Here is a 19,393-nt window from a genome sequence, read left to right on the forward strand (position 1 = left end):
TCTGTTATTGGCTGGCAGCTAGGCCTTTAGCCACTACTAGCCATTAGTCACTAACCGTTCAGTGTTCAAAGTGTTCTCAAGGATGATCCTATGAATAAGCGTATCGTGATTTGTGCCGATGGGACTTGGAATCGGCCCGAGAAAGATCTTAAGGTCGATTTCCCAACCAATGTGCTGCGCCTCGCGCGGGCCATCAGCCCATTGGCCAGTGACGGCAAACCCCAGCAAGTGTTTTACGATTGGGGTGTCGGTTCCTATTACGATGAAGCCATGGGCGGCGCAACAGGGCGCGGTTTGCATAAAAACATCATGGATGGGTATCGCTACATAGTGCAAAACTATTCTCCCGGCGATGAGATTTACCTCTTTGGTTTTAGTCGCGGTGCTTACACTGTGCGTTGCCTGTGTGGCTTAATTAATAACTGCGGCATACTCAAACGCCCCGATGCGGCATTGATTCAGCAAGCCTTCGACCACTATAAAAAAAGCAGTGCGCCCTTTGCCCCTGACGGCGAAAAATCCCTCGAATTTAGAGCTAGATACAGCCATGAATCGCGGGACATCAAGTTTGTTGGCGTGTGGGATACCGTTGGCGCCATGGGGATCCCTATCTCGTTTTTAGGTTTGTTCGAAGATAGAGATGAGTTTTACGACACTAAAATCGGCCGCAATGTGCGCGTTGCCCGCCATGCCTTAGCCATAGACGAACACCGCAGTGACTTTGAGCCCACCATCTGGCAACTGCGCGACAATATGGATATGCAACAGGTGTGGTTTGCGGGTGCCCATAGCAATATTGGCGGCAGTTATAAACCCGATAAAGACGGTGCATTACTGTCGGATAATGCGCTGCTGTGGATGATATCCGAGGCGCAGAAATTTGATTTAAGCTTAGAGCCACACTTAGCCGCGAGTGTCCATCCGAGTCCGTTAGCCACCTTGCATGATTCGAGGCGCAGCTTTTATCGGATAAAACAGGAATATTTACGGCCACTCGATCCTGCATTAGTCCCAGTGCTTTTGCATCATTCGGTGAAGGCTCGCTGGGATCAAGATCCTAAGTATCGCCCCAAAAATTTACAAACCTATATCGAACACTATGGCTGGCCAGAGCAGCTAGTTTAATTCTTTAAAAATTAAGGCATATCATGATTAAGCGACACTTAGCTGGACTCGTTTTTGGGCTCAGCTTGTTTCTTCCCCACAGTGTGTTGGCCGATCCCGCTAAACGCATTATTGCGCTCTCGCCCCACGCGGTAGAAATGCTCTACGCCATAGGCGCGGGCGATGCCATAGTGGCCGCAACCGATTATGCGGATTATCCCGAGGCTGCCAAAAAAATCCCGCGTATTGGGGGTTACTATGGCATTCAAATGGAGCGGGTGATGGAGCTTAATCCCGATCTGATTGTGGTGTGGGATACGGGCAATAAAGCCGAAGATATCAATCAACTTCGAACGCTGGGGTTTAACCTTTATGGTAGCGATCCCAAAACCTTAGAAGGGGTTGCCAAGGAACTGGAAGAGCTAGGTAAATTAACCGGTCACGTTGAAGAGGCGAGCAAGGCGGCCGCCGCGTATCGCGCCGAACTTATCCGTTTACGGACTGATAATGCCAGTAAATCTGAGCCTAAAGTGTTTTATCAACTCTGGTCTACGCCCTTGATGACGGTTTCTAAAAACAGTTGGATCCAACAGATCATCAGTGTGTGCCATGGCCAAAATGTGTTTTACGATGCCGCCAGTGATTACCCGCAGGTGAGTTTAGAAAATGTGTTGCTGACCTTGCCCGAGGTGATTTTGCAAAGCCAAGAGGAAGGCAATGTTAAAGGTGTCGATTGGAGCCAATGGCCCGAAATTCCCGCCGTTAAAAAACAGCATATTTATCAGCTCAATGCCGATTTATTACATCGCGCGACGCCCAGAGCCTTACTTGGCGTTCAAGCCCTATGTGATGCCTTGGATAAGGCGCGTTAAATAAAAACGCCTGACAGATTATTCCGTCAGGCGTTTAGTCAGATGTCGCTATTGTTTAAGGAGTTAGAAAGGTGCGTTTATATCGACCACATCAATCAGCTTGTGGTTTACAAACTCTTTCAATCCTAAATCAATCAACTCGCGGCCATAACCTGAGCGGCGCACGCCACCAAAGGGTAAATCGGCCTTGACCATAGTCGGATGATTAACAAACATCATGCCAGTGGAAACCTGCTTAGCGACTGCAAGTCCGCGTTTAGTATCGGCGGTAAACACTGAGCCACCCAGTCCAAAGGGTGAGTCATTGGCAACGGCAATCGCTGCTTGCTCATCCTTCACCTTGTGGATACTGGACACAGGACCGAAGAATTCCCAATAGTAGGCGGGGTTATCTGGCGTCAGGTTTGTCAGTATTGTTGGCTGCACAAAGGCGCCTTGCTGCGGCACTTTTGGCCCCACTTCGGTCGCGGTAGCGCCGTGTTTTACGGCATCACGGATTTTCTGTTTCAACTCATCGGCGGCGCCTTGGGAAGACAGCGGTGCCAGTGTGGTGGTGGGATCCATAGGATCGCCCGCTTTTAACGCTTCAATCCCCTTGATATAGCCTTGCATAAATTCATCATAAATGGCTTCAACTAAGATCATCCGCTTAGAGGAGGTGCAGACCTGACCCGCATTCCAATGACGGCCAAATACAGCCCAGTCGATGGTTTTGGGGAGCTCGGCATCTTCCAGCACGATAAAGGCATCAGCGCCACCCAGTTCGAGGGTGGACTTTTTCAGCGCCTTACCCGCAAGAGCCGCAATGTGCGATCCCGCATCTTCTGAGCCTGTGAGGGCGACCCCATGCACTTTGGGTGAGTTGATGATCTGCCCTATTTGTTCTCGAGTGGCGTACAGGTTTTGGAATGCGCCTGCGGGTAATCCGGCATCGCGCATTAGACCTTCAAAAGCGGCGGCGCACTGGGGCACATTAGACGCATGTTTGAGCAGTAGGGTATTGCCTGCAGCAAGCTGGGGCGCGAGGATGCGAGCAATTTGATAATAGGGAAAGTTCCAAGGTTCGATGGCCAGCAATACGCCCAGCGGCTCGTTAACCAGTATCGCCTCACCTTCGGCGGGATCGGCTACGGGCAGTTTTTGCGGAGCTAACAATCGCTCGGCATGTTCGGCGTAGTATTCGAAAATTTGCGCCGACAGTTCGACCTCTGCCTCAGCTTCTGCGGTGACTTTGCCCATTTCTAAGGTCAGCAATTTAGCGTAAGCGGGCTTGCTGTCTCTGAGGATGTGAGCGGCTTTAGTGAGTACAGCGGCCTTGTCGGAAAAAGGCGTGGTTCGCCAGCTTAAAAATGCCTGATGGGCGGATTCTATCGCCTGCGTGACTTCGGTATCTGTTGCATTTGGAAATTCTTTAACTAGCTCTCCCGTAAAGGGATTGATCGTTGCATAAGCCATATGTTCCTCCAAGCGTTCAACGAATAGAGAGTAAATGCCAACTCTTGGCATCGAGGGTGTAAATATCGTGTCTGTTGTTATCTCCCTTGCCATCTTGATGACCATAGAGGTGAGGCAAGGGAGTTATTGATGATCTTTAAACTCGCGCAGTGGCAGGCTGTGTTTTAGCCACATCCGTTAATGTTGATAAACATATCAAAGGGATGATGGGCGCCTACCAGAGGCGTTTTTAATTGTTTTAAACCGCAAGCTTTTTATAGCGTTCAGCCATCGCATTGGCGGCGATCATGGCTTGATAGACATCGTCGGCAGTTAACTGCATCGGCATATTGCCCATAGTGTCGCCTTCAGCGCAGGCTATTTCAGCCACTTTGCGCCACTCTGCTTCGACAAAGGTTTTTAGCCCCAAATCGGCGAGCGTGAGCGGCAGTCCCGCGGTTTTGATGATGTGAATGACGTTATCGATTTCGGCTTTGGGGGCATTTTCGAGTACTAGCTGGGTGAGCAAGCCAAACACCACTTTCTCGCCGTGCTGGGCTTTATGTAGGTCAGCTACTGCCGACATACCATTGTTCACAGCATGGGCTGCGGCTAATCCGCCCGCTTCGGCCCCGACACCACTGAGATAAATCGTCGCTTCAATGGTTTGCTCAAGTGCGGGAGTGACTATCTTGTTTCTCACCGCATCCATAGCGGCTTCAACATTTTCAGTCAGTAATTGATAGCAAAGCTGCGCTAATCCCAGCCCAGTGCGGGAAGGTTTTTTCAATACAAGATTGACGCCATCGGACTGATAACAGGCGCGGGCTTCAAAGTAAGTGGCCAGTGCATCGCCTATGCCTGCTGCAAAAAATCGGGCCGGAGCCGCGGCGATAATGGCGGTGTCGGCAACAACAGCATCAGGATTTTGTGGCAGAAAAAGATAGCGCTCAAACTCACCGGTTTCGGAATAGATCACGGCAAGTGCCGTACATGGTGCATCGGTTGAAGCAATGGTTGGGTAGAGCACCACTGGCCGTTTTTGATAGAAGGCGACGGCTTTGGCGGCATCTAAGGTTTTACCCCCGCCAACTCCAACAATTACGTTGGTATGATGCTGCTCTGCCAGTGCACCTAAGCGCTTTATCTCGGCTTCGCTGCACTCATAGTTGAATTTTTCGAGATGGTTGCTGATCCCATTTTGATCCAGTCCTGCGACCGCTTCATTCTCAACTCGGCTGAGGATAAATTCATCGCAGATGATAAAAGCATTGTCACCAAAGTCCTTAACATAATCATGCATTTGAGCTAATAAGCCCTTGCCGATAATGAACTTTTTAGGGGAAGTGACGGTACGTGGAACGACAGTGCTCATAGAGCCTCCTTTGCACTTATGACGGTTATCCTTTCATGCTTACCCTAGCATACGCTTAATTTATCGTCACAGCATGAGTGGTGGTAATATTTTTATTATGCAGCGTAAATTACTACTTTAGTGCTTAATTATTAGATTAAATGTGTGGTTTATTATTTTATTGGTCGAGTTAACTGCTTGGTGGTCTTTCTGGTTTAAGGTAGGGGCGAGGGCTCAGCGCGCGAGGCGAACTCAGTTGGTGAAGAGATGTAAGACGGAGCGGGCGAGCTGATTTAAGACTGAGTGGGCGAAGTGATATAAGACATCTAAGCAAGTGATGAAGCTAAAACTGGATTGTGTGAATAGCGGAAACGTCTGCTGTGGAAACACAGCATAGTCATTAATTTAATGGGAATTTATTACCTCAAACCCGCCCTAAGCCTTGCTCGCTGTTCATGCTTTATGTGATGCTCTGTACTGTCGTTAGTTTGTGTCCTCGCTAGATGAAATCGTTAGTTGAGATAAAAGATATGTAATCAAGGAGTGAAGATGGCAGAGCAGAATGCGTTAGGGCAAGAAGCCAGTAAAGGCACGTTAATATTCCTCTGTGGCAAAATGGGCGCAGGTAAATCCACCTTATCGCGACAACTCGCCGAGGCCGAAAACCGCGTTTTAATCTCAGAAGATGAATGGCTGGCGGCGCTGTATGCCGATGAAATTAACGATTTTGATACTTACCTGAAGTATTCCGCTCGTCTTAAGCCCTTGCTTAAAAAGCATGTGCAGGAACTGCTCTGTTCGGGTGTATCTGTGGTGATGGACTTTCCCGCGAATACGGTGAATCAACGCCTGTGGTTTCGAAGCATTTTTACCGATTGCGGCGCCGCCCATAAGTTGATGCATCTGAATCACAGTGATGCGCTTTGTTTGAGCCAACTCGATAAACGCAGACAAAGTCACCCTGAGCGCGCTATGTTCGATACCGAGGCGATGTTCTGGCATGTGAGCGGTTATTTTCAGCCGCCGACTCTGGATGAAGGCTTTGATCTTGAGGTGATTGAAAGCTAAGTGATTGAAAAATTGATTGAAAGCCAAGCGATTGAAAGCTTAGTGACTGAAGCTTAGTTACTGAAGCAAGCGACTGAATAAAAACAATAGGGAATATCATGTATCAAGTGCTTGAAGATGTTGCCTCAGCCAATGATTTTATCCGTTTACGGCAGATTTCGGGGTTAAGTCCTAGACCATTGGCGGGCGCTATTAAGGCCTTACCTAGGAGTTTATATGGCGTGCAGATAAAGCTTGCCGATCAAACTGTGGGTATGGGACGTGTGGTTGGGGACGGCGCACTGAACTTTGAAATTGTTGATATTGCGGTCGATCCCGAGCACCAAGGCAAAGGCTTAGGACGGCTGATTATGCAGCACATTATGGCCTATCTAGATCGTGAGGCTTTTGAAGGCGCCTATATTACCCTGATGGCCGATGTGCCTGAACTCTATGAAAAGTTTGGCTTTAAATTCAGCCGCCCCGCAAGTGAAGGCATGTACATAGTAAAATAACGCTGTTAACCCATACACTTTTAACTAAAATTCTCGTAGCGGCACTCGCAACAGGACTCGTCGCTGTAGAGCTTAAACAGCAGTACTCGCAGTAGCAGAGCTAAAACAGCAGAACTCAAACAGCAGATCTAAAACAGCAGAGCTTGAATAATAGAACTCGAACAACAATCAAAGGAAGCTTAACCTATGAATACTTTACTTATTTGCCTATTTGTCGCCATGTTATTGCCGTATCTGGCGAAAGGCCCCGTCGCTTGGGCGATGGCCAAGGCGGGCGGTTATGACAATAATCATCCCCGCGCCCAGCAAGCACAGCTAACCGGTTTTGGTGCTCGCGCCTTGGCGGGGCATCAAAATGCCTTCGAGTCCCTGTTAGTGTTTGGTCTGGCCGTATTAGTCGTTATCGCCACGGGCAAAGTGAATCCCACCACTGAGTGGCTGGCAATTACCCATGTCGCCGCCCGCTTTGTGTATCACATCTTATACCTTGCCAATAAAGGCACCCTTCGATCCCTCTCATGGTTTGTCGCCATCTTCAGCGCCTTCGGGATTTTCTTTCAGGCTTTTTAATGCTTGATATTAAAGGCTCTGGGCGAGTTTTTTAATATTTTCCCGCAGCTCATCGGGCGTATGAGCTGCATAACCCAGTAAGATCGCTTGCCTTGGATAGGGCGCTTGGCAATACCGAGACAAAGGCTGCGCCCCTAAACTGAGTTGGCGGCATTTATTGATCACTTCGTCTTCGGTCAAGTCGCCTTTTAGCCAACACACGAGGTGAATCCCTGAATCTGAGGTCTGAACTGACAATTTGTCGGGCAGATACTGCTCAATTGCAGTGATTAACGCCGTTTGGCGCGCTAAACAAGCTTTTCGAACTCGCCGCACATGCCGGGCGTAATGTCCCTCTGCGATAAACAGCGCCAATGTGGCTTGTTCTAGGTAAGCCGTGTGCGAGTCGGCGTAATGTTTGGCAAGGTTAAAGGCGTCCACCAGTTTAGGCGGAACGACGAGAAAGCCGAGTCGCAGCTCTGGTAATAGCATCTTGGAAAAGGTGCCAGCGTAGATTACCCGCTGTTGTTTATCGAGTCCCTGCAATGCCTGTATCGGGCGGGCGCTATAACGAAACTCGCTATTATAGTCATCTTCTAAAATCCACTTATTCTGCTCAGCGGACCAATCGAGTAAGGCTAATCGCCGTGGCAGACTAAGCGTTCCGCCGAGGGGGAACTGATGCGAAGGTGCGGTAAAAGCCAGTTTCACCGAGGGCCATTGCTGTATCGCCTCGGCTATCTTTGTGCCTTCATCATCAAGTCTAACAGGGCGGACTTGCAGGTTTTGCGAGAGAAAAGCGCCTAAGGCGCCGTCGTATCCGGGTTCATCAAGCCAGACTTCATCTCCCTGTTGTAGCAGTACCTGTGCCGTGAGATTAATGGCTTGCTGAGTGCCATTGACTATGATGATTTGCTCGGGCGTGCAATTTAGCCCTCGGGTTGAACGGGCATAGTCGCTGATCGCTTCGCGCAATGGTAAATGCCCAGCACTATGGCTATGTTTCCCCTGCGTTTTGCGCGATTGTCGCCAGACCCTGCCTAGCAGGCGGCCCCAAAGTTGGTGTGGGAAAAGATCAACACATCCCACGCCAATATTGAACATACTGTGGCGGGTATTTCCTTTGTCCCTCAGTTGCGCCATCTCCAGAAACTGTGGATTGAGTTCCAGTGCAGAATCAAAGGCTTGAACGCTGACATCACTGCGGTTTGGGATATCGATCAGTTCGTCGGGAATCGTATCAGACACATAGGTGCCCGAACCTGGCTTAGTCAGCAGGTAGCCTTCATCAATTAGGCGATCAAACCCTTGCAGTACTGAGTTTCGCGAAATCTGCATGGTTTCCGATAAGGCTCTGCTGGAGGGCAGCTTCATTCTAGGATGCAAGCGTCCATCGAGAATGGCCTCTCTAAATGCATGGTAAAGCTGGTCTTTGAGGATGCCATCTTTGAGTTGCAAGTGAGGGAAGTTGGATTGTGATTTTTTCATTAGCCAAACTGGTACTGTAAAAAATACAAAAAGTGTACCTTATGTGGTACCGCAATTGAATCTAGAATCCGGTTTCAGCAAATCTGATGACTATATTCATTTCCAAGGAGCGAGCCTATGTCCAACCCACCACCAACCGTAACCATTGAACAGGTTAAAGAAACAGACTTTTCACTCTGGTTACCACACTGGCGTGATTACCAGACCTTTTACAAAGTGGCACTTTCGGAAGCGATCACCCAAACCACTTGGCGTCGGTTTTTTGATAGTCAAGAACCGCTTTATTGCGCCGTTGCGAGGGAGGGCGAAAACCTGCTTGGTTTTGTGCACTTTGTGTTTCATCGTTCCACTTGGGCGGAAACTGAGTACTGCTACCTTGAAGATCTGTTTGTCGCCCCAGCGGCGAGGGGCAAGCTTGTCGGTAAGCAACTGATTGAGTTTGTTCAGCAAGCGGCGAATGAGCGAGACTGTGCACGCTTGTATTGGCATACACATGAGACGAATCACACAGCGCAAAAACTCTATGATTGGATTGGCCAAAAGTCCGGCATGATTGAGTATCAAATGCCACTCTAGCTACTGCGGCATCTATTATCTGCCGCTTGATATGCTAACAATTGAATCCAAATCCTAATGCTAAAGGCTTTCAGCATTGGGATTTGATCTCTATGACTTTGGGTTGTCTTTCAATACCTTTTCTATCGCCTTAAATTCCATGTTGTGGAGGGCGTTATCAATCCGCTGAAATCCATGTGATATATGCATTTCACTTAGAAACCTTAGCCAAACTACGTATCTGTGTCGCCTATCTTGAACAGGTTTTTTCAGCCTAATTGAAACTGGAATAAGTTGATTGTATTTCGCTAACAGTTACAGGGAATAAACGATGGCTATGTTGATATTTAACTCATCGTTAGTTCTTTAAATTTGAGTTAATAAAAAAATTAAAGTCGTGGGGCTTCCCCCCTTATCTTTAATTAAGAGTCGACCCAAGAGGACTACATATCCTACCTATTTTCCTTTCAGGTGTTATTGCCTGCAGGGCTTGGGTGGGGTTGAGGCCAACATAGGCCACATAGGCGTGCACCGCCGTTTCATCAAGTAGTGCTTGGGATTTAAAACGAGCGGTTCTCCTTTTGATTTGCCTTGCGGGTGATAGGTTTATTTATGGCGTGCATAAACCAAGATATATCACTTAAGCGACTGCGATACATGGCGATGTGATATTTGAGGCTTGCCACCTTATGGGCTTCAATAAGTAGACTTTGGAAAACTTCTTTTTAAATTCAGCGCCTTAATATGCCTGATGCTCAAGCGCTTCTTTATTGCTCTATTGATTGTCTTGATATATCCACGCATAGCATCAGATGCCTATGGTTACTCATCACTGCATAGGCAGCGACATCGATAGCAAAAAACTAAGTCAGCTTAAGCCGTTGTTGCTCAACCCCTCACATTTATGGTCGTGGTTTTTATCTGAATTCTGGATTAGCGAGTGTGGCACTCTGGAGTTTAATTCGGGTATAATATTTTTGAGCTCAGCTTATTATGCCATTATCGGTTGTAATAGTTGTGCTCTTCTAATTGTGCTATATCAAATTATATTGATGGAATAGGATTGATAATGGATTATTTTATTGAAGGTTTAAAAAAGTTCGCAGATTTTAGTGGCCGTGCTAGACGTAAGCAATATTGGATGTTTGGCCTTATTTATCTGGTGCTCTATTTTGCTGTTGCTGCAATTGATTATGTATTAGGTACTCAGCTTTTTGCTCTGATTTTCTCTCTTGCCTTACTTATTCCTAGCATCAGTATTGCGACTCGCAGGCTGCATGATACTGGGCGATCTGGTTGGTGGCAGTTGATCGTTTTGATCCCGATCATTGGTATCATAGTGTTGTTGATTTTTTTAGTACAAGATAGTCATGCAGACAATGAATATGGACCGAATCCTAAGGCGTTAGTTTAGGACAGACGTTAAATTATCATGTGGCATTATTACCGCATTATTGAAGTAAGCGGCAGTAAGTCATCATAGTCACTAAAAATAATAGTCACTAAAAATAGTTACTGAAAAATAGCCTCTGAATCGTCGTTACTGACACTTCTGAGGCTATTTTTATTTAGAGCAATAATCATTTTACTTCATTCACTGGAAGTGCTGATGGTCGTGTCAGCATCATGCTGCAAGACCGAATTTAGACGATATCTTGGTAGCATCATCGATTCATATTTATATCTAGCACGCAAAAAATTATGGTATTAGCCGAATATATTAGTCAGAGTGCTACCCAAGTATCATCAATCTACTGAAATCCATGTGATTTATGCATCACGCCTAAGAAACCTCAGCCAAACTCCGCACCTGTGTCGCCTATCTTGAACAGGCATAGCCTTGTTTTGTTGGAATGCCAACTTAATCCATTAAGCACTATCATTCCAGTGACTCGTAGCAAGTCTGTATATGGATGCTCGAACGTGGCATCTGCTGTATAGGACGTACTAATGTCGCGATCACAGGATGTGAAAAAGCGGCCATGCCACCAACGAGCACTTCTATGATTGTGCTTAATTTTGTTACTCCCTGTGTATTTTTGATTGCAGATTCTTATTTAAAATTTATGGCTGTCCGCTCTTTTGCTTTTCAGATTAACAGCCAATACCAAAGCTAAGGTGATACACCTACTCCCTGCGAAGTTGTCGAAATACGCAGATAAAAATGCCGTGGCGACATCATGGATGATGGCGCAGGCTCGGGGGAACATGGATGTACCATCTGAGCAGTTCGGTGACTTTTACTGGGCGTATGATACTGGTTACTAAGGTGTTTACGGAGATATGAGTCATTTAGCTACAGACATACTTAAGTGTTGGCGAAATTAATCACTTGCATGTAAGTGACCGTTGGCGGCATGGATGCCGTCGTCGAGCCCTCAGGGACGAGTTTATGGCGTGTCACTGGAATGAAAGTGATTAATTCTATGCATAAAAGATAAAGCACTCATCACTCTTAAAGAGGGGATTGCTGTTAATTCTCTCTTGGTCGACTCTTGATTAACAAATCAGGGGGTGAAGCCCCACGACGTTGATTTTAAACAAAGATGGGACCGTCATAGGTTTTTCGGCCGTTAAAATCCAACAGTTAACAATCAGCGATGCGATATAGCATTTATTTTGTTGGGGTATTTTAGGGTAATCATTTAGATTTCTTTGAAAACGGGATTAAAAAGAAAAACGAGCTAAAAATATCACAATAACAGCCGTTTAAACGTAACGGAGCACTGAAGCAGTGCTTCAATTTTGCTTTGTTTTGCTTGCTCTGAATCTACATTGCCAGTGGTGTAAAACGTTACTTCGGGATCGAGTATCGGGCTACACGTCTGGTGTTCGATTTTCAATAATGAGTGCGTTCGATTGGCAATGGCTAGTCCAGAATCGATGACGGTAACGTGGTGGGGAAGGGCATTTTTGATTTCTGCATTGATTAGCGGAAAGTGAGTACAGGCCAGCACTAATACATCGGTATCAAACGCATCGGGTTTGTTAAAAATACGCTGAATTTCCTGGGTTACAATGTCGGGATCAAACGCTTTGCCGAGAAGTTTTTGCTCTGAGGCGAGAACCAGCGCTTCAGAGTCTTCTACTAAAACCTTACATTCTGTGGCGAAATCCGTGATGAGCATCTTTACATAAGCTGAGTTCACTGTGGTGTGAGTGCCAAGTACCATCACTACCTTTGATTTTGATAGCGAAGTGGCAGGTTTTATCGCAGGGACGACGCCGACAATAGGTATATTGAGTTCAGCACGAAGTAAGTCTAGAGCAATGGTACTCGCAGTGTTGCAGGCGATAACGATGATATCGGGTTGAGTCAGTGAGCTTGCTTTGGATATGACGTCTAAAATTCGCTTTTTTAGTATATCGTGCGGCTTTTTTCCGTACGGGAAAAAGCCAGCGTCAGAGACGTAACTCAGCCGTATGTTGGGGATTCTCTTTTTGATTTCGGCCGCGACAGTAAGTCCACCAGAACCTGAGTCAAAAACTAATATTGAGCTATCCATTGCACCTACCTTCAAATAATTAACACATTCAACTTTACCATAGACATGGAGGTTGTTCGTTAAGGGAGAATCTAAGGAGGATAGGACGAGCAGTCCTCCTTGGTCGATTTTTGATTAACAAATCAGGGGTGAAGCCCCACGACGTTGACTTTTCTTGATAAAAATACTGATAGATAAAACCAATCAGTTGGTTGCAAAACTCCACATGGCTTGAATCAATCCATCAGAGACTTCAAATACCACCATCACCTCAAAGGGTTCATCTCTAATCCCGCTGATGCGTTCGTGATCGACGACTTTATTGCCAACCACCATACGGTTGACGATTTCGGCATGTAAGTTGGGCAGGTTAAAGCGTTCATTCTGATAGAAGTCACTAAAAGCGGCTTTACCTTGGATGACGGGCGCTGTTGCGGGTGGACGATAGATGCACACATCATCACTAAACTGGGCGACAAAAGTAGCGAGATCGCGCTGGTTGTAGGCTTCAAGCTGAGCTTGAACCAGCGCTTCGGGTGAGCTTTCTATTGCTTTGGCTTTAGTTCTGGCACTTGCACCGATGCCTGTGGCTTCCGTCATATTCACTATCCTAATGTTTTTATTACAACAGCTTAAGCTGTGTTTGTCCCCATTGTGTGGCGAAAGGCATTGCCTCCTGCGGACTCAGGACAAACTCCTGTTCGCATCCATCGCCGCGGGGTGTTTCCCAGAATTTGATGGTCTTTGCCTCAAGGGTGAGCTGATAGTATCCCGAGCCGTCTGATGAGGGACATTCTGGATCTAACTCTTTACCTGCAAACAATTTTTCCCTTAATGCTTGGGGTAAAGGATGGCTCATACCATCGAGCATGCTTTGCGGTTTGGTGTCGGCGAAAAACCATTGCCACGGGTGGAAAGGTTTGCCATCGCTAAGGGAGAAGCTGACAAATTCTTGGCTGATACCATTAGCGCCATAACCTGCGGCCCAGCGATATAGGCGCACACTGAGCCAATGCTTATTAATAAAAATCGGCTCGGCAAAGGTTTCGTCAGTCACAAAACTGCCCATTTGTGCCAGCATTCTGCGGCGGGTGTCAAAGGTTTGTGCTAGTTGGGCTTCATCGGTGAGCTTATGTTCAAGCCATTGATTAATTGCCAAGATCCCCGTTTGTGGGCCTTTAAATTCGATCCCTACTTCTGTACCGAACGTCAGCGGGCGATACTCAATATTTTCATAGGGTTGCCATTTCCCTCGGCTGAGTTTTGGCCTTGTTTCTAGTGGCAGGTTATACGCATCGGCGCCGCAATCTTCTACATCATCTTGGCTGATTGCTCGCTCAAGTTGCACGGGTAACGATTTACCCGCGCTATCTTTAAACCAATGGCCGCTCAGTTTTTGTGGCGTGACAGTATCAAACTGCCAGTTTCCAGTGTTGCCTTCTTCTTTCCACAGTTCATCTTGCTGCTCGAGCCTTATCGGCGTTAAGTAGCGTTGATAGTAATAACTGCCTGTTCCATATTGATTAAAGCAGACTCTGACTTTGCTTTTGCCTAATTGTCCCTGCCAGATCCCCGTCAGTTCATTGGCCGCAAAGCTTGGTAAGGGGAGCGTAGAAGCCAACAATAGGCTTGAAGATAAAACCGAGAATAACATCCTTGTGGGCATACTGATTTTCTCTTAAAAGGTCATAGGTTAGGGCTGTATTTTAAGCGAGAGACCCTAGACGCTCTGAAACTCGACTCTTCAGGTAGCTTGGGTATACATCAAGTCGCCCGTAGGCGACCTGATGTTAAAGACTTAAGGCTTACTCAACTTGCCAATCAATGGCTTCGCCTGCACGAATCGGCACTACATTAGTGTCGCCCAGCGGGTAAGTTGCAGGGACATTCCATGGTTTTTTCACTAGCGTGATCGTGTCGGCGTTACGTGGCAGATTGTAAAAGTCTGGGCCATTGAAGCTGGCGAACGCTTCGAGTTTATCCAGTGCATTCACCGATTCGAAGGCTTCGGCATACAGTTCAATCGCGGCGTGGGCCGTGTACGAACCCGCGCAGCCACAGGCGGCTTCTTTTTTATCCTTAGCGTGGGGCGCCGAATCTGTGCCGAGGAAGAACTTCTTGCTACCGCTCGCTGCTGCGGCCAATAACGCCTGTTGGTGGGTATTGCGTTTTAAAATCGGTAGGCAGTAAAAATGTGGGCGAATACCGCCAGCCAGCATGTGGTTGCGGTTATACAGCAAATGGTGGGCTGTAATAGTCGCGGCCACATTATCAGAGGCTTGGGTGACAAAATCGACCGCATCCTTAGTGGTGATATGTTCAAGCACGATTTTAAGTTCTGGGAAATCGGCGACGATTTTGCTGAGGATATTTTCGATAAAAACGCGCTCGCGGTCGAAAATATCAATCGATGAATCCGTGACTTCACCGTGCACTAAAAACAGCATGCCGACTTCTTGCATGGCTTCGAGGGCTGGGTAGATGTTCTTCAAATCGGTGACGCCAGAATCCGAGTTGGTCGTCGCGCCCGCAGGGTAGAGTTTAGCGGCAACAATTTTACCCGTAGTTTTGGCTTTGCGGATTTCATCTGGGCTGGTTTTGTCGGTTAAATACAACACCATCAAAGGTTCGAATAGTGAGCCCGCTGGCACCTGCGCTTTAATGCGGTCGTAATAAGTCAGTGCGGTTTCGGTATCGATAGCGGGGGGCACTAAGTTTGGCATGACGATGGCGCGGCCCATATAGCGGCTGATGTCGCGCACGGTATCTTTTAGCTGGGCGCCGTCTCTTAAATGAATATGCCAGTCGTCTGGGCGAGTGATTGTTATTGTGGTCATAGGGTTTGGTCTTTTGATCGTTTTTGCTGCGAGGTGGCAGGATCTTATGTGGCAAGGATTTTACTGTAAAGGGAAACTCGGTAGTTTCGGCCAATAAATCTGTTAGGACATGTAATTGAAGCGCTTAGCTGCGTGGCTCGCGCTATGTCACTGTTTTTAGCATCGGACACTTTTGATTAATCTGCTGCGGACACTTTTCGATTTAAACCCCAGTGTCCGCGGACACTTTTATCAACAAACTAAAGTTAACGTTATGAATAATAATGTGTTTACTGATTTGGCATAGGCTTTGCTATCTCTGTGGTATAGATTTCCAATAGTGTCCGTTGATTGCGCTCCGGCACTGATGATTCCGACAGGGAAGCGAGTAAAGCCATGATTAAAGATACTAGCGGCCAAGATACTGTACTTGTGCCATCGACCACTAAACGTCTTAAGTTACCTCTGTTGATCGGCGGTTGCGCCTTATTAGTCAGCGCCTTAGTGTGGGCGAGCTTGGGCACAGATAGCGTGAGCAAATCCTTAAGCCGCAGCGACATCACTACCGCAACACTCTTTGTTGGAACGTTAACCCGTGATGTTGCGACCACAGGTAAAATTGTGGCGGCGAATGCGCCTATTTTGTATAGCACAGAGGAAGGCACTGTCACTCTGCTGAGTAACCCTGGCGATAGCGTCAATAAAGGCGATGTGGTTGCCAAACTCGATAGCCCAAGATTATTCAATCAGTTGGAGCAGGCTAAGTCGATTTTGGCGGGAATGCAGAGTGCGTTAGAGCGCGCCAAGTTGGACGCCAGACGCGGTCAACTGCAAGTGAATCAAACCTTAGACATGGCCGCGGTTGACCTAGAAGCCGCCAACAGAGAACGTCGCCGGGGTGAGTTGTTAATTAAAAATAAGCTGATCAGCGAAATCGATTACGAAAAAGGCAAAGACGAATTACACAAGGCTAAACTCAAGTTTGCCCATGCCGAGCAGGAAGTCGCGTTAACAAAAGACACTCTGACCTTCGAAGTTAAAAACAAAGCCTTAGACGTCGAGCGCCAAACCCTTGCCGTGCACGAACTCGAACGCCAAGTTGAGGCTCTGAATATCAAAGCCCCCGTTGGCGGCATTATCGGCAACTGGATCACCGAGCAGAAAACCCGCCTTAGCGCTAACCAACCGATTCTAACCGTTGTGGATTTAAGCGCCTATGAGGCCGAACTTGCTGTGCCAGAGTCCTATGCCGACGATCTGGGTTTAGGCATGGAAGTTGAGCTCAGTTTCGGCAGCGTGAAGTTAATGGGCAAGTTATCGTCCATCTCCCCCGAAGTACGTAACCGTGAAGTGACCGCAAGAGTGCAGTTCGTTCAAGATAACAGCTTGAAACTGCGTCAGAACCAACGTATCTCCGCCCGAGTCTTGTTAGAGCACAGACCCGATGTGTTGATGGTGAAACGCGGCGCCTTTATGACCAGCGGCGGTGGCGATGTGGTGTACCAAATTGAGGGCGATCTAGCCAGCCGCCGCGCGATCAAACTCGGCAGTACAAGCCTGAGCCAAGTCGAAGTGCTGGATGGCGGTAAAGCCGGAGACGAGTGGGTGATATCCAGTGTCGAGCCCTTTAACCACGCCGAACAGGTCAGGATTCATTGATGACCGATATTCGTAAATTACTAAATAGCCAATCTGATGAATTTAACAGCGCAGTGATCAAGGTGAATGACGAAACCTGCTGCGACATGGACAAGAATAGGAGCCGAATATGCGTGATAAACAATTTGATTTCAGCGTGTTGATGTCATCAAAAATGTTTGGCGTGTTGGCCTTACTGCTACTGGTGGTCGCGGTGGAGTTGAGTATCGGTGAAGCCAATAGCTGGTTTTTCCTTGGGCTGAATGTGCTGGAATGGACCAATCCTTTGGATGAGGTTCGCCAAGTGGGTGAGGTTTCGGTCGAAAGTGCCGACCTTATATTGGGCGTTTTTGTGTGGCTTGTAGAATCTGTCGTTGAGCCCTTTTTCGGCTGATGACGCTGCCATGCATCGAGTCGTTTAGATGCAGCGTAAAATTGATTTGATTATTTTAAGGAAATTAACATGTTATCAATGAAGAGTGTGAGCAAGGTTTTTAAAACGGATTTAGTGGAAACCCACGCCCTGCGCGATTTTAACCTCGAAGTGAATGAAGGCGAGTTTGTTGCGGTCACGGGTCCTTCTGGCTCAGGTAAAACGACTTTTTTAAATATCGCGGGTTTGCTCGAAGGTTTTACCCACGGTGACTATTTTCTCGATGGCATTAACGTGTCTAACCTGAGCGATAACAAGAGCGCTGCTATCCGTAACGAGAAAATCGGCTTTATCTTCCAAGGCTTTAACTTAATTCCCGACCTTAACTTGGCTGAGAATATTGAAGTGCCGCTTCGCTACCGTGGTTTTAATGCCAAGGAACGCCAACGCCGCGTACAGCAAGCATTAGAACAAGTGGGTTTAGCTTCACGACTCAAGCATTTTCCCACTCAGCTTTCGGGCGGACAGCAACAAAGAGTGGCGATTGCCCGTGCTTTGGCGGGTGAACCCCGCTTCCTGCTCGCCGATGAACCAACGGGTAACCTCGACAGCTTAATGGCGCGCCAAGTGATGGAATTACTTGAAAATATCAACCAAGCGGGCACAACCATCATCATGGTGACACATGACCCTGAACTCGCTCGCCGTGCCCAGCGCAATATTCAAATCGTCGATGGTCAAGTGTGTGATTTTACTATGTATCAGCCCCATGGCAGTGTGCAAACTGCGGTGACCCCGCACCCATTAGACAAACTTGTCGCCAACGCTGACTAAGGATACGCATTATGTTTTTTTATTATGTTGATTTAGCTTGGCGCAGCATTAAGAAAACCCCCGCGCTGTCGTTGTTGATGGTGTTGGCGATTTCGATTGGTATTGGTATCACAATCACCACGTTAAACGTCTACAAGATGATGTCGTTTAATCCTGCGGGTGAACGCTCTGATGAGTTAAATGCGGTACAGCTTTGGAGCCAAGGCCCAGATTCTTGGGATGAGTTTAACTCGTTAGTGACTTACCAAGACGCGATGAATCTGCGCAACAATACCTTACCTAAACGCCAAGCGGCGATGTTTCGTACTGGGATGGCTGTGCAAACGGAGGATGCTAATTTTGCGCCTATTTTAGAAAGCATTCGAGTGACGGACAGTGACTTTTTTAAGCTGTTTGACGTGCCATTTTTGTACGGTAATGCGTGGGACAAATCCGTAGACACTGAACCTGCTTATCAAGTGGTGATTAACGATAAACTCAATCAAAAGTTGTTTGCGGGTCAAAATAGTGTTGGCAAGGTTATCTATCTTAATCGTAAACCTTATCAAGTGGTTGGGGTGATTAAAGCCTGGGATCCTAAGCCTAAATATTATGATCCCACTAACGGTGCCTTTAACGACACTGAACAAATTTTTGTGCCGTTTTCGCTGACGCCTATCGAAGGGTTTGATATATGGGGTAACACTTCAGGTTGGAAGTTTGAGACGATGAATAGTTACAGCGATCGCCTTAACTCTGAAAAAGTGTGGTTGCTGTATTGGGTTGAGTTGCCAAATAAAGACGCAGTAGCCAGTTACCATTCTTGGCTCAGCAATTATGTGGCGGAGCAAAAAGCCCTGGGCCGTTTTACGGATAATAAATCAGCCGCTGACTCAGTCAAAGTCTCCGATGTGGCAACTTGGCTTGAATACAATAATGTGGTGCCCGAGGACAATAAAATCTTGGTTGGCTTGAGTGCACTATTTTTAAGTGTTTGTTTAGTCAATATATTAGGTTTAATGCTGACAAAGTTCCTCAAGCGGGCACCCGAGGTGGGAGTGCGCCGTGCAATCGGTGCTAGCCGTGCCCAAATCTTCGCTCAATACATGGTGGAAGTGGGCATGATTGGTTTATTCGGTGGTTTGCTGGGACTTGCTTGGGCCTACGCGTCACTTTACGGCTTATCGGCACAGTTTGAGGTCTCGAAGGGGTTAACCCATTTATCGGCGAGTATGTGGATTATCACCCCAAGTATTGCGGTAGGCACAGCCTTGTTGGCTGGCTTGTATCCCGCGTGGGTTGTTTGTCGCACTAAACCTAGCGTTTATCTGAAAAGCCAGTAAGGGACTC

The 19,393-nt window shown here is 47.3% G+C and carries 18 protein-coding genes; 11 read left to right on the forward strand and 7 right to left on the reverse strand.

Annotated features, from left to right (window positions below; genetic code table 11):
• Nucleotides 1-90: 90 nt before the first annotated feature.
• Together OX890_RS06725 and OX890_RS06730 are read left to right on the forward strand one after the other, a co-directional pair.
• Nucleotides 91-1,125 carry a DUF2235 domain-containing protein gene (locus OX890_RS06725; protein WP_268650313.1) on the forward strand — a complete coding sequence of 345 codons (1,035 nt, stop codon included), beginning with the start codon at nucleotides 91-93 and terminating at the stop codon, nucleotides 1,123-1,125.
• A gap of 23 nt (nucleotides 1,126-1,148) precedes the next feature.
• Nucleotides 1,149-1,976 (forward strand): cobalamin-binding protein, encoded by an 828-nt coding sequence (locus OX890_RS06730; RefSeq protein WP_268650314.1) that lies wholly within the window; start codon nucleotides 1,149-1,151, stop codon nucleotides 1,974-1,976.
• Nucleotides 1,977-2,039: 63 nt separating this feature from the next.
• Here OX890_RS06730 and OX890_RS06735 read toward each other — a convergent pair whose 3' ends face one another.
• Both OX890_RS06735 and OX890_RS06740 read right to left on the reverse strand, forming a co-directional pair.
• Entirely contained in the window at nucleotides 2,040-3,431 is a 1,392-nt protein-coding gene (locus OX890_RS06735; RefSeq protein ID WP_107946672.1) for an NAD-dependent succinate-semialdehyde dehydrogenase, read from the reverse strand.
• A gap of 238 nt (nucleotides 3,432-3,669) precedes the next feature.
• Entirely contained in the window at nucleotides 3,670-4,785 is a 1,116-nt protein-coding gene (locus OX890_RS06740; RefSeq protein ID WP_006085874.1) for a glycerol dehydrogenase, read from the reverse strand.
• Nucleotides 4,786-5,313: 528 nt separating this feature from the next.
• Here OX890_RS06740 and OX890_RS06745 point away from each other — a divergent pair.
• The 3 genes from OX890_RS06745 (at nucleotide 5,314) to OX890_RS06755 (ending at nucleotide 6,896) form a co-directional block, all read left to right on the forward strand.
• Nucleotides 5,314-5,832, forward strand: coding sequence for an AAA family ATPase (locus tag OX890_RS06745; protein ID WP_012088433.1), 519 nt, complete (start codon nucleotides 5,314-5,316; stop codon nucleotides 5,830-5,832).
• Between the two features lie 98 nt (nucleotides 5,833-5,930).
• Nucleotides 5,931-6,326 carry a GNAT family N-acetyltransferase gene (locus OX890_RS06750; protein ID WP_006085872.1) on the forward strand — a complete coding sequence of 132 codons (396 nt, stop codon included), beginning with the start codon at nucleotides 5,931-5,933 and terminating at the stop codon, nucleotides 6,324-6,326.
• 186 nt (nucleotides 6,327-6,512) lie between these two features.
• Nucleotides 6,513-6,896 carry an MAPEG family protein gene (locus tag OX890_RS06755; RefSeq protein WP_011847592.1) on the forward strand — a complete coding sequence of 128 codons (384 nt, stop codon included), beginning with the start codon at nucleotides 6,513-6,515 and terminating at the stop codon, nucleotides 6,894-6,896.
• Nucleotides 6,897-6,905: 9 nt separating this feature from the next.
• On the opposite strand, the gene pdxR is transcribed toward OX890_RS06755, so the two are convergent.
• On the reverse strand, nucleotides 6,906-8,363 hold the full coding sequence (gene pdxR, locus OX890_RS06760; protein WP_268650315.1) for a MocR-like pyridoxine biosynthesis transcription factor PdxR: 1,458 nt from the start codon (nucleotides 8,361-8,363) through the stop codon (nucleotides 6,906-6,908).
• Between the two features lie 117 nt (nucleotides 8,364-8,480).
• Here pdxR and OX890_RS06765 point away from each other — a divergent pair, with 117 nt between their 5' ends.
• Both OX890_RS06765 and OX890_RS06770 read left to right on the forward strand, forming a co-directional pair.
• Nucleotides 8,481-8,939 (forward strand): GNAT family N-acetyltransferase, encoded by a 459-nt coding sequence (locus tag OX890_RS06765; RefSeq protein ID WP_126491289.1) that lies wholly within the window; start codon nucleotides 8,481-8,483, stop codon nucleotides 8,937-8,939.
• A 1,048-nt stretch (nucleotides 8,940-9,987) separates the two neighbouring features.
• Nucleotides 9,988-10,332 (forward strand): DUF805 domain-containing protein, encoded by a 345-nt coding sequence (locus OX890_RS06770; protein ID WP_012088438.1) that lies wholly within the window; start codon nucleotides 9,988-9,990, stop codon nucleotides 10,330-10,332.
• 1,279 nt (nucleotides 10,333-11,611) lie between these two features.
• On the opposite strand, the gene murI is transcribed toward OX890_RS06770, so the two are convergent.
• From murI to pyrC, 4 genes are all read right to left on the reverse strand, one after another.
• The gene (murI, locus tag OX890_RS06775) at nucleotides 11,612-12,424 is read right to left on the reverse strand and encodes a glutamate racemase (protein ID WP_071940162.1); all 813 of its coding nucleotides are present in this window, start codon (nucleotides 12,422-12,424) and stop codon (nucleotides 11,612-11,614) included.
• Between the two features lie 183 nt (nucleotides 12,425-12,607).
• Nucleotides 12,608-13,003, reverse strand: a complete 396-nt coding sequence (locus OX890_RS06780) for a nuclear transport factor 2 family protein (protein ID WP_268650317.1) — start codon at nucleotides 13,001-13,003, stop codon at nucleotides 12,608-12,610.
• A 22-nt stretch (nucleotides 13,004-13,025) separates the two neighbouring features.
• Nucleotides 13,026-14,069 (reverse strand): hypothetical protein, encoded by a 1,044-nt coding sequence (locus OX890_RS06785; RefSeq protein WP_268650318.1) that lies wholly within the window; start codon nucleotides 14,067-14,069, stop codon nucleotides 13,026-13,028.
• Between the two features lie 139 nt (nucleotides 14,070-14,208).
• Nucleotides 14,209-15,240, reverse strand: a complete 1,032-nt coding sequence (pyrC, locus tag OX890_RS06790; RefSeq protein ID WP_115335352.1) for a dihydroorotase — start codon at nucleotides 15,238-15,240, stop codon at nucleotides 14,209-14,211.
• Between the two features lie 375 nt (nucleotides 15,241-15,615).
• Between pyrC and OX890_RS06795 the strand changes: the two genes are divergently transcribed.
• From OX890_RS06795 to OX890_RS06810, 4 genes are all read left to right on the forward strand, one after another.
• Complete coding sequence (locus OX890_RS06795) at nucleotides 15,616-16,878, forward strand: efflux RND transporter periplasmic adaptor subunit (RefSeq protein ID WP_268650319.1); 1,263 nt, start codon at nucleotides 15,616-15,618, stop codon at nucleotides 16,876-16,878.
• A gap of 109 nt (nucleotides 16,879-16,987) precedes the next feature.
• Nucleotides 16,988-17,251, forward strand: coding sequence for a hypothetical protein (locus OX890_RS06800; protein ID WP_011847582.1), 264 nt, complete (start codon nucleotides 16,988-16,990; stop codon nucleotides 17,249-17,251).
• 69 nt (nucleotides 17,252-17,320) lie between these two features.
• Entirely contained in the window at nucleotides 17,321-18,064 is a 744-nt protein-coding gene (locus OX890_RS06805) for an ABC transporter ATP-binding protein (protein WP_011847581.1), read from the forward strand.
• An 11-nt stretch (nucleotides 18,065-18,075) separates the two neighbouring features.
• Nucleotides 18,076-19,386, forward strand: coding sequence for an ABC transporter permease (locus OX890_RS06810; RefSeq protein ID WP_268650320.1), 1,311 nt, complete (start codon nucleotides 18,076-18,078; stop codon nucleotides 19,384-19,386).
• The last annotated feature ends 7 nt before the right edge of the window (nucleotides 19,387-19,393 follow it).

Source organism: Shewanella sp. DAU305, from assembly GCF_026802235.1.
GTDB classification, from domain to species: domain Bacteria; phylum Pseudomonadota; class Gammaproteobacteria; order Enterobacterales; family Shewanellaceae; genus Shewanella; species Shewanella baltica.

Coding starts and splice junctions, on each gene's coding strand:
- OX890_RS06725 (WP_268650313.1), top strand. CDS start 91: ATGAATAAGCGTATCGTGATTTGTGCCGATGGGACTTGGAATCGGCCC.
- OX890_RS06730 (WP_268650314.1), top strand. CDS start 1,149: ATGATTAAGCGACACTTAGCTGGACTCGTTTTTGGGCTCAGCTTGTTT.
- OX890_RS06735 (WP_107946672.1), bottom strand. CDS start 3,431: ATGGCTTATGCAACGATCAATCCCTTTACGGGAGAGCTAGTTAAAGAA.
- OX890_RS06740 (WP_006085874.1), bottom strand. CDS start 4,785: ATGAGCACTGTCGTTCCACGTACCGTCACTTCCCCTAAAAAGTTCATT.
- OX890_RS06745 (WP_012088433.1), top strand. CDS start 5,314: ATGGCAGAGCAGAATGCGTTAGGGCAAGAAGCCAGTAAAGGCACGTTA.
- OX890_RS06750 (WP_006085872.1), top strand. CDS start 5,931: ATGTATCAAGTGCTTGAAGATGTTGCCTCAGCCAATGATTTTATCCGT.
- OX890_RS06755 (WP_011847592.1), top strand. CDS start 6,513: ATGAATACTTTACTTATTTGCCTATTTGTCGCCATGTTATTGCCGTAT.
- pdxR (WP_268650315.1), bottom strand. CDS start 8,363: ATGAAAAAATCACAATCCAACTTCCCTCACTTGCAACTCAAAGATGGC.
- OX890_RS06765 (WP_126491289.1), top strand. CDS start 8,481: ATGTCCAACCCACCACCAACCGTAACCATTGAACAGGTTAAAGAAACA.
- OX890_RS06770 (WP_012088438.1), top strand. CDS start 9,988: ATGGATTATTTTATTGAAGGTTTAAAAAAGTTCGCAGATTTTAGTGGC.
- murI (WP_071940162.1), bottom strand. CDS start 12,424: ATGGATAGCTCAATATTAGTTTTTGACTCAGGTTCTGGTGGACTTACT.
- OX890_RS06780 (WP_268650317.1), bottom strand. CDS start 13,003: ATGACGGAAGCCACAGGCATCGGTGCAAGTGCCAGAACTAAAGCCAAA.
- OX890_RS06785 (WP_268650318.1), bottom strand. CDS start 14,069: ATGCCCACAAGGATGTTATTCTCGGTTTTATCTTCAAGCCTATTGTTG.
- pyrC (WP_115335352.1), bottom strand. CDS start 15,240: ATGACCACAATAACAATCACTCGCCCAGACGACTGGCATATTCATTTA.
- OX890_RS06795 (WP_268650319.1), top strand. CDS start 15,616: ATGATTAAAGATACTAGCGGCCAAGATACTGTACTTGTGCCATCGACC.
- OX890_RS06800 (WP_011847582.1), top strand. CDS start 16,988: ATGCGTGATAAACAATTTGATTTCAGCGTGTTGATGTCATCAAAAATG.
- OX890_RS06805 (WP_011847581.1), top strand. CDS start 17,321: ATGTTATCAATGAAGAGTGTGAGCAAGGTTTTTAAAACGGATTTAGTG.
- OX890_RS06810 (WP_268650320.1), top strand. CDS start 18,076: ATGTTTTTTTATTATGTTGATTTAGCTTGGCGCAGCATTAAGAAAACC.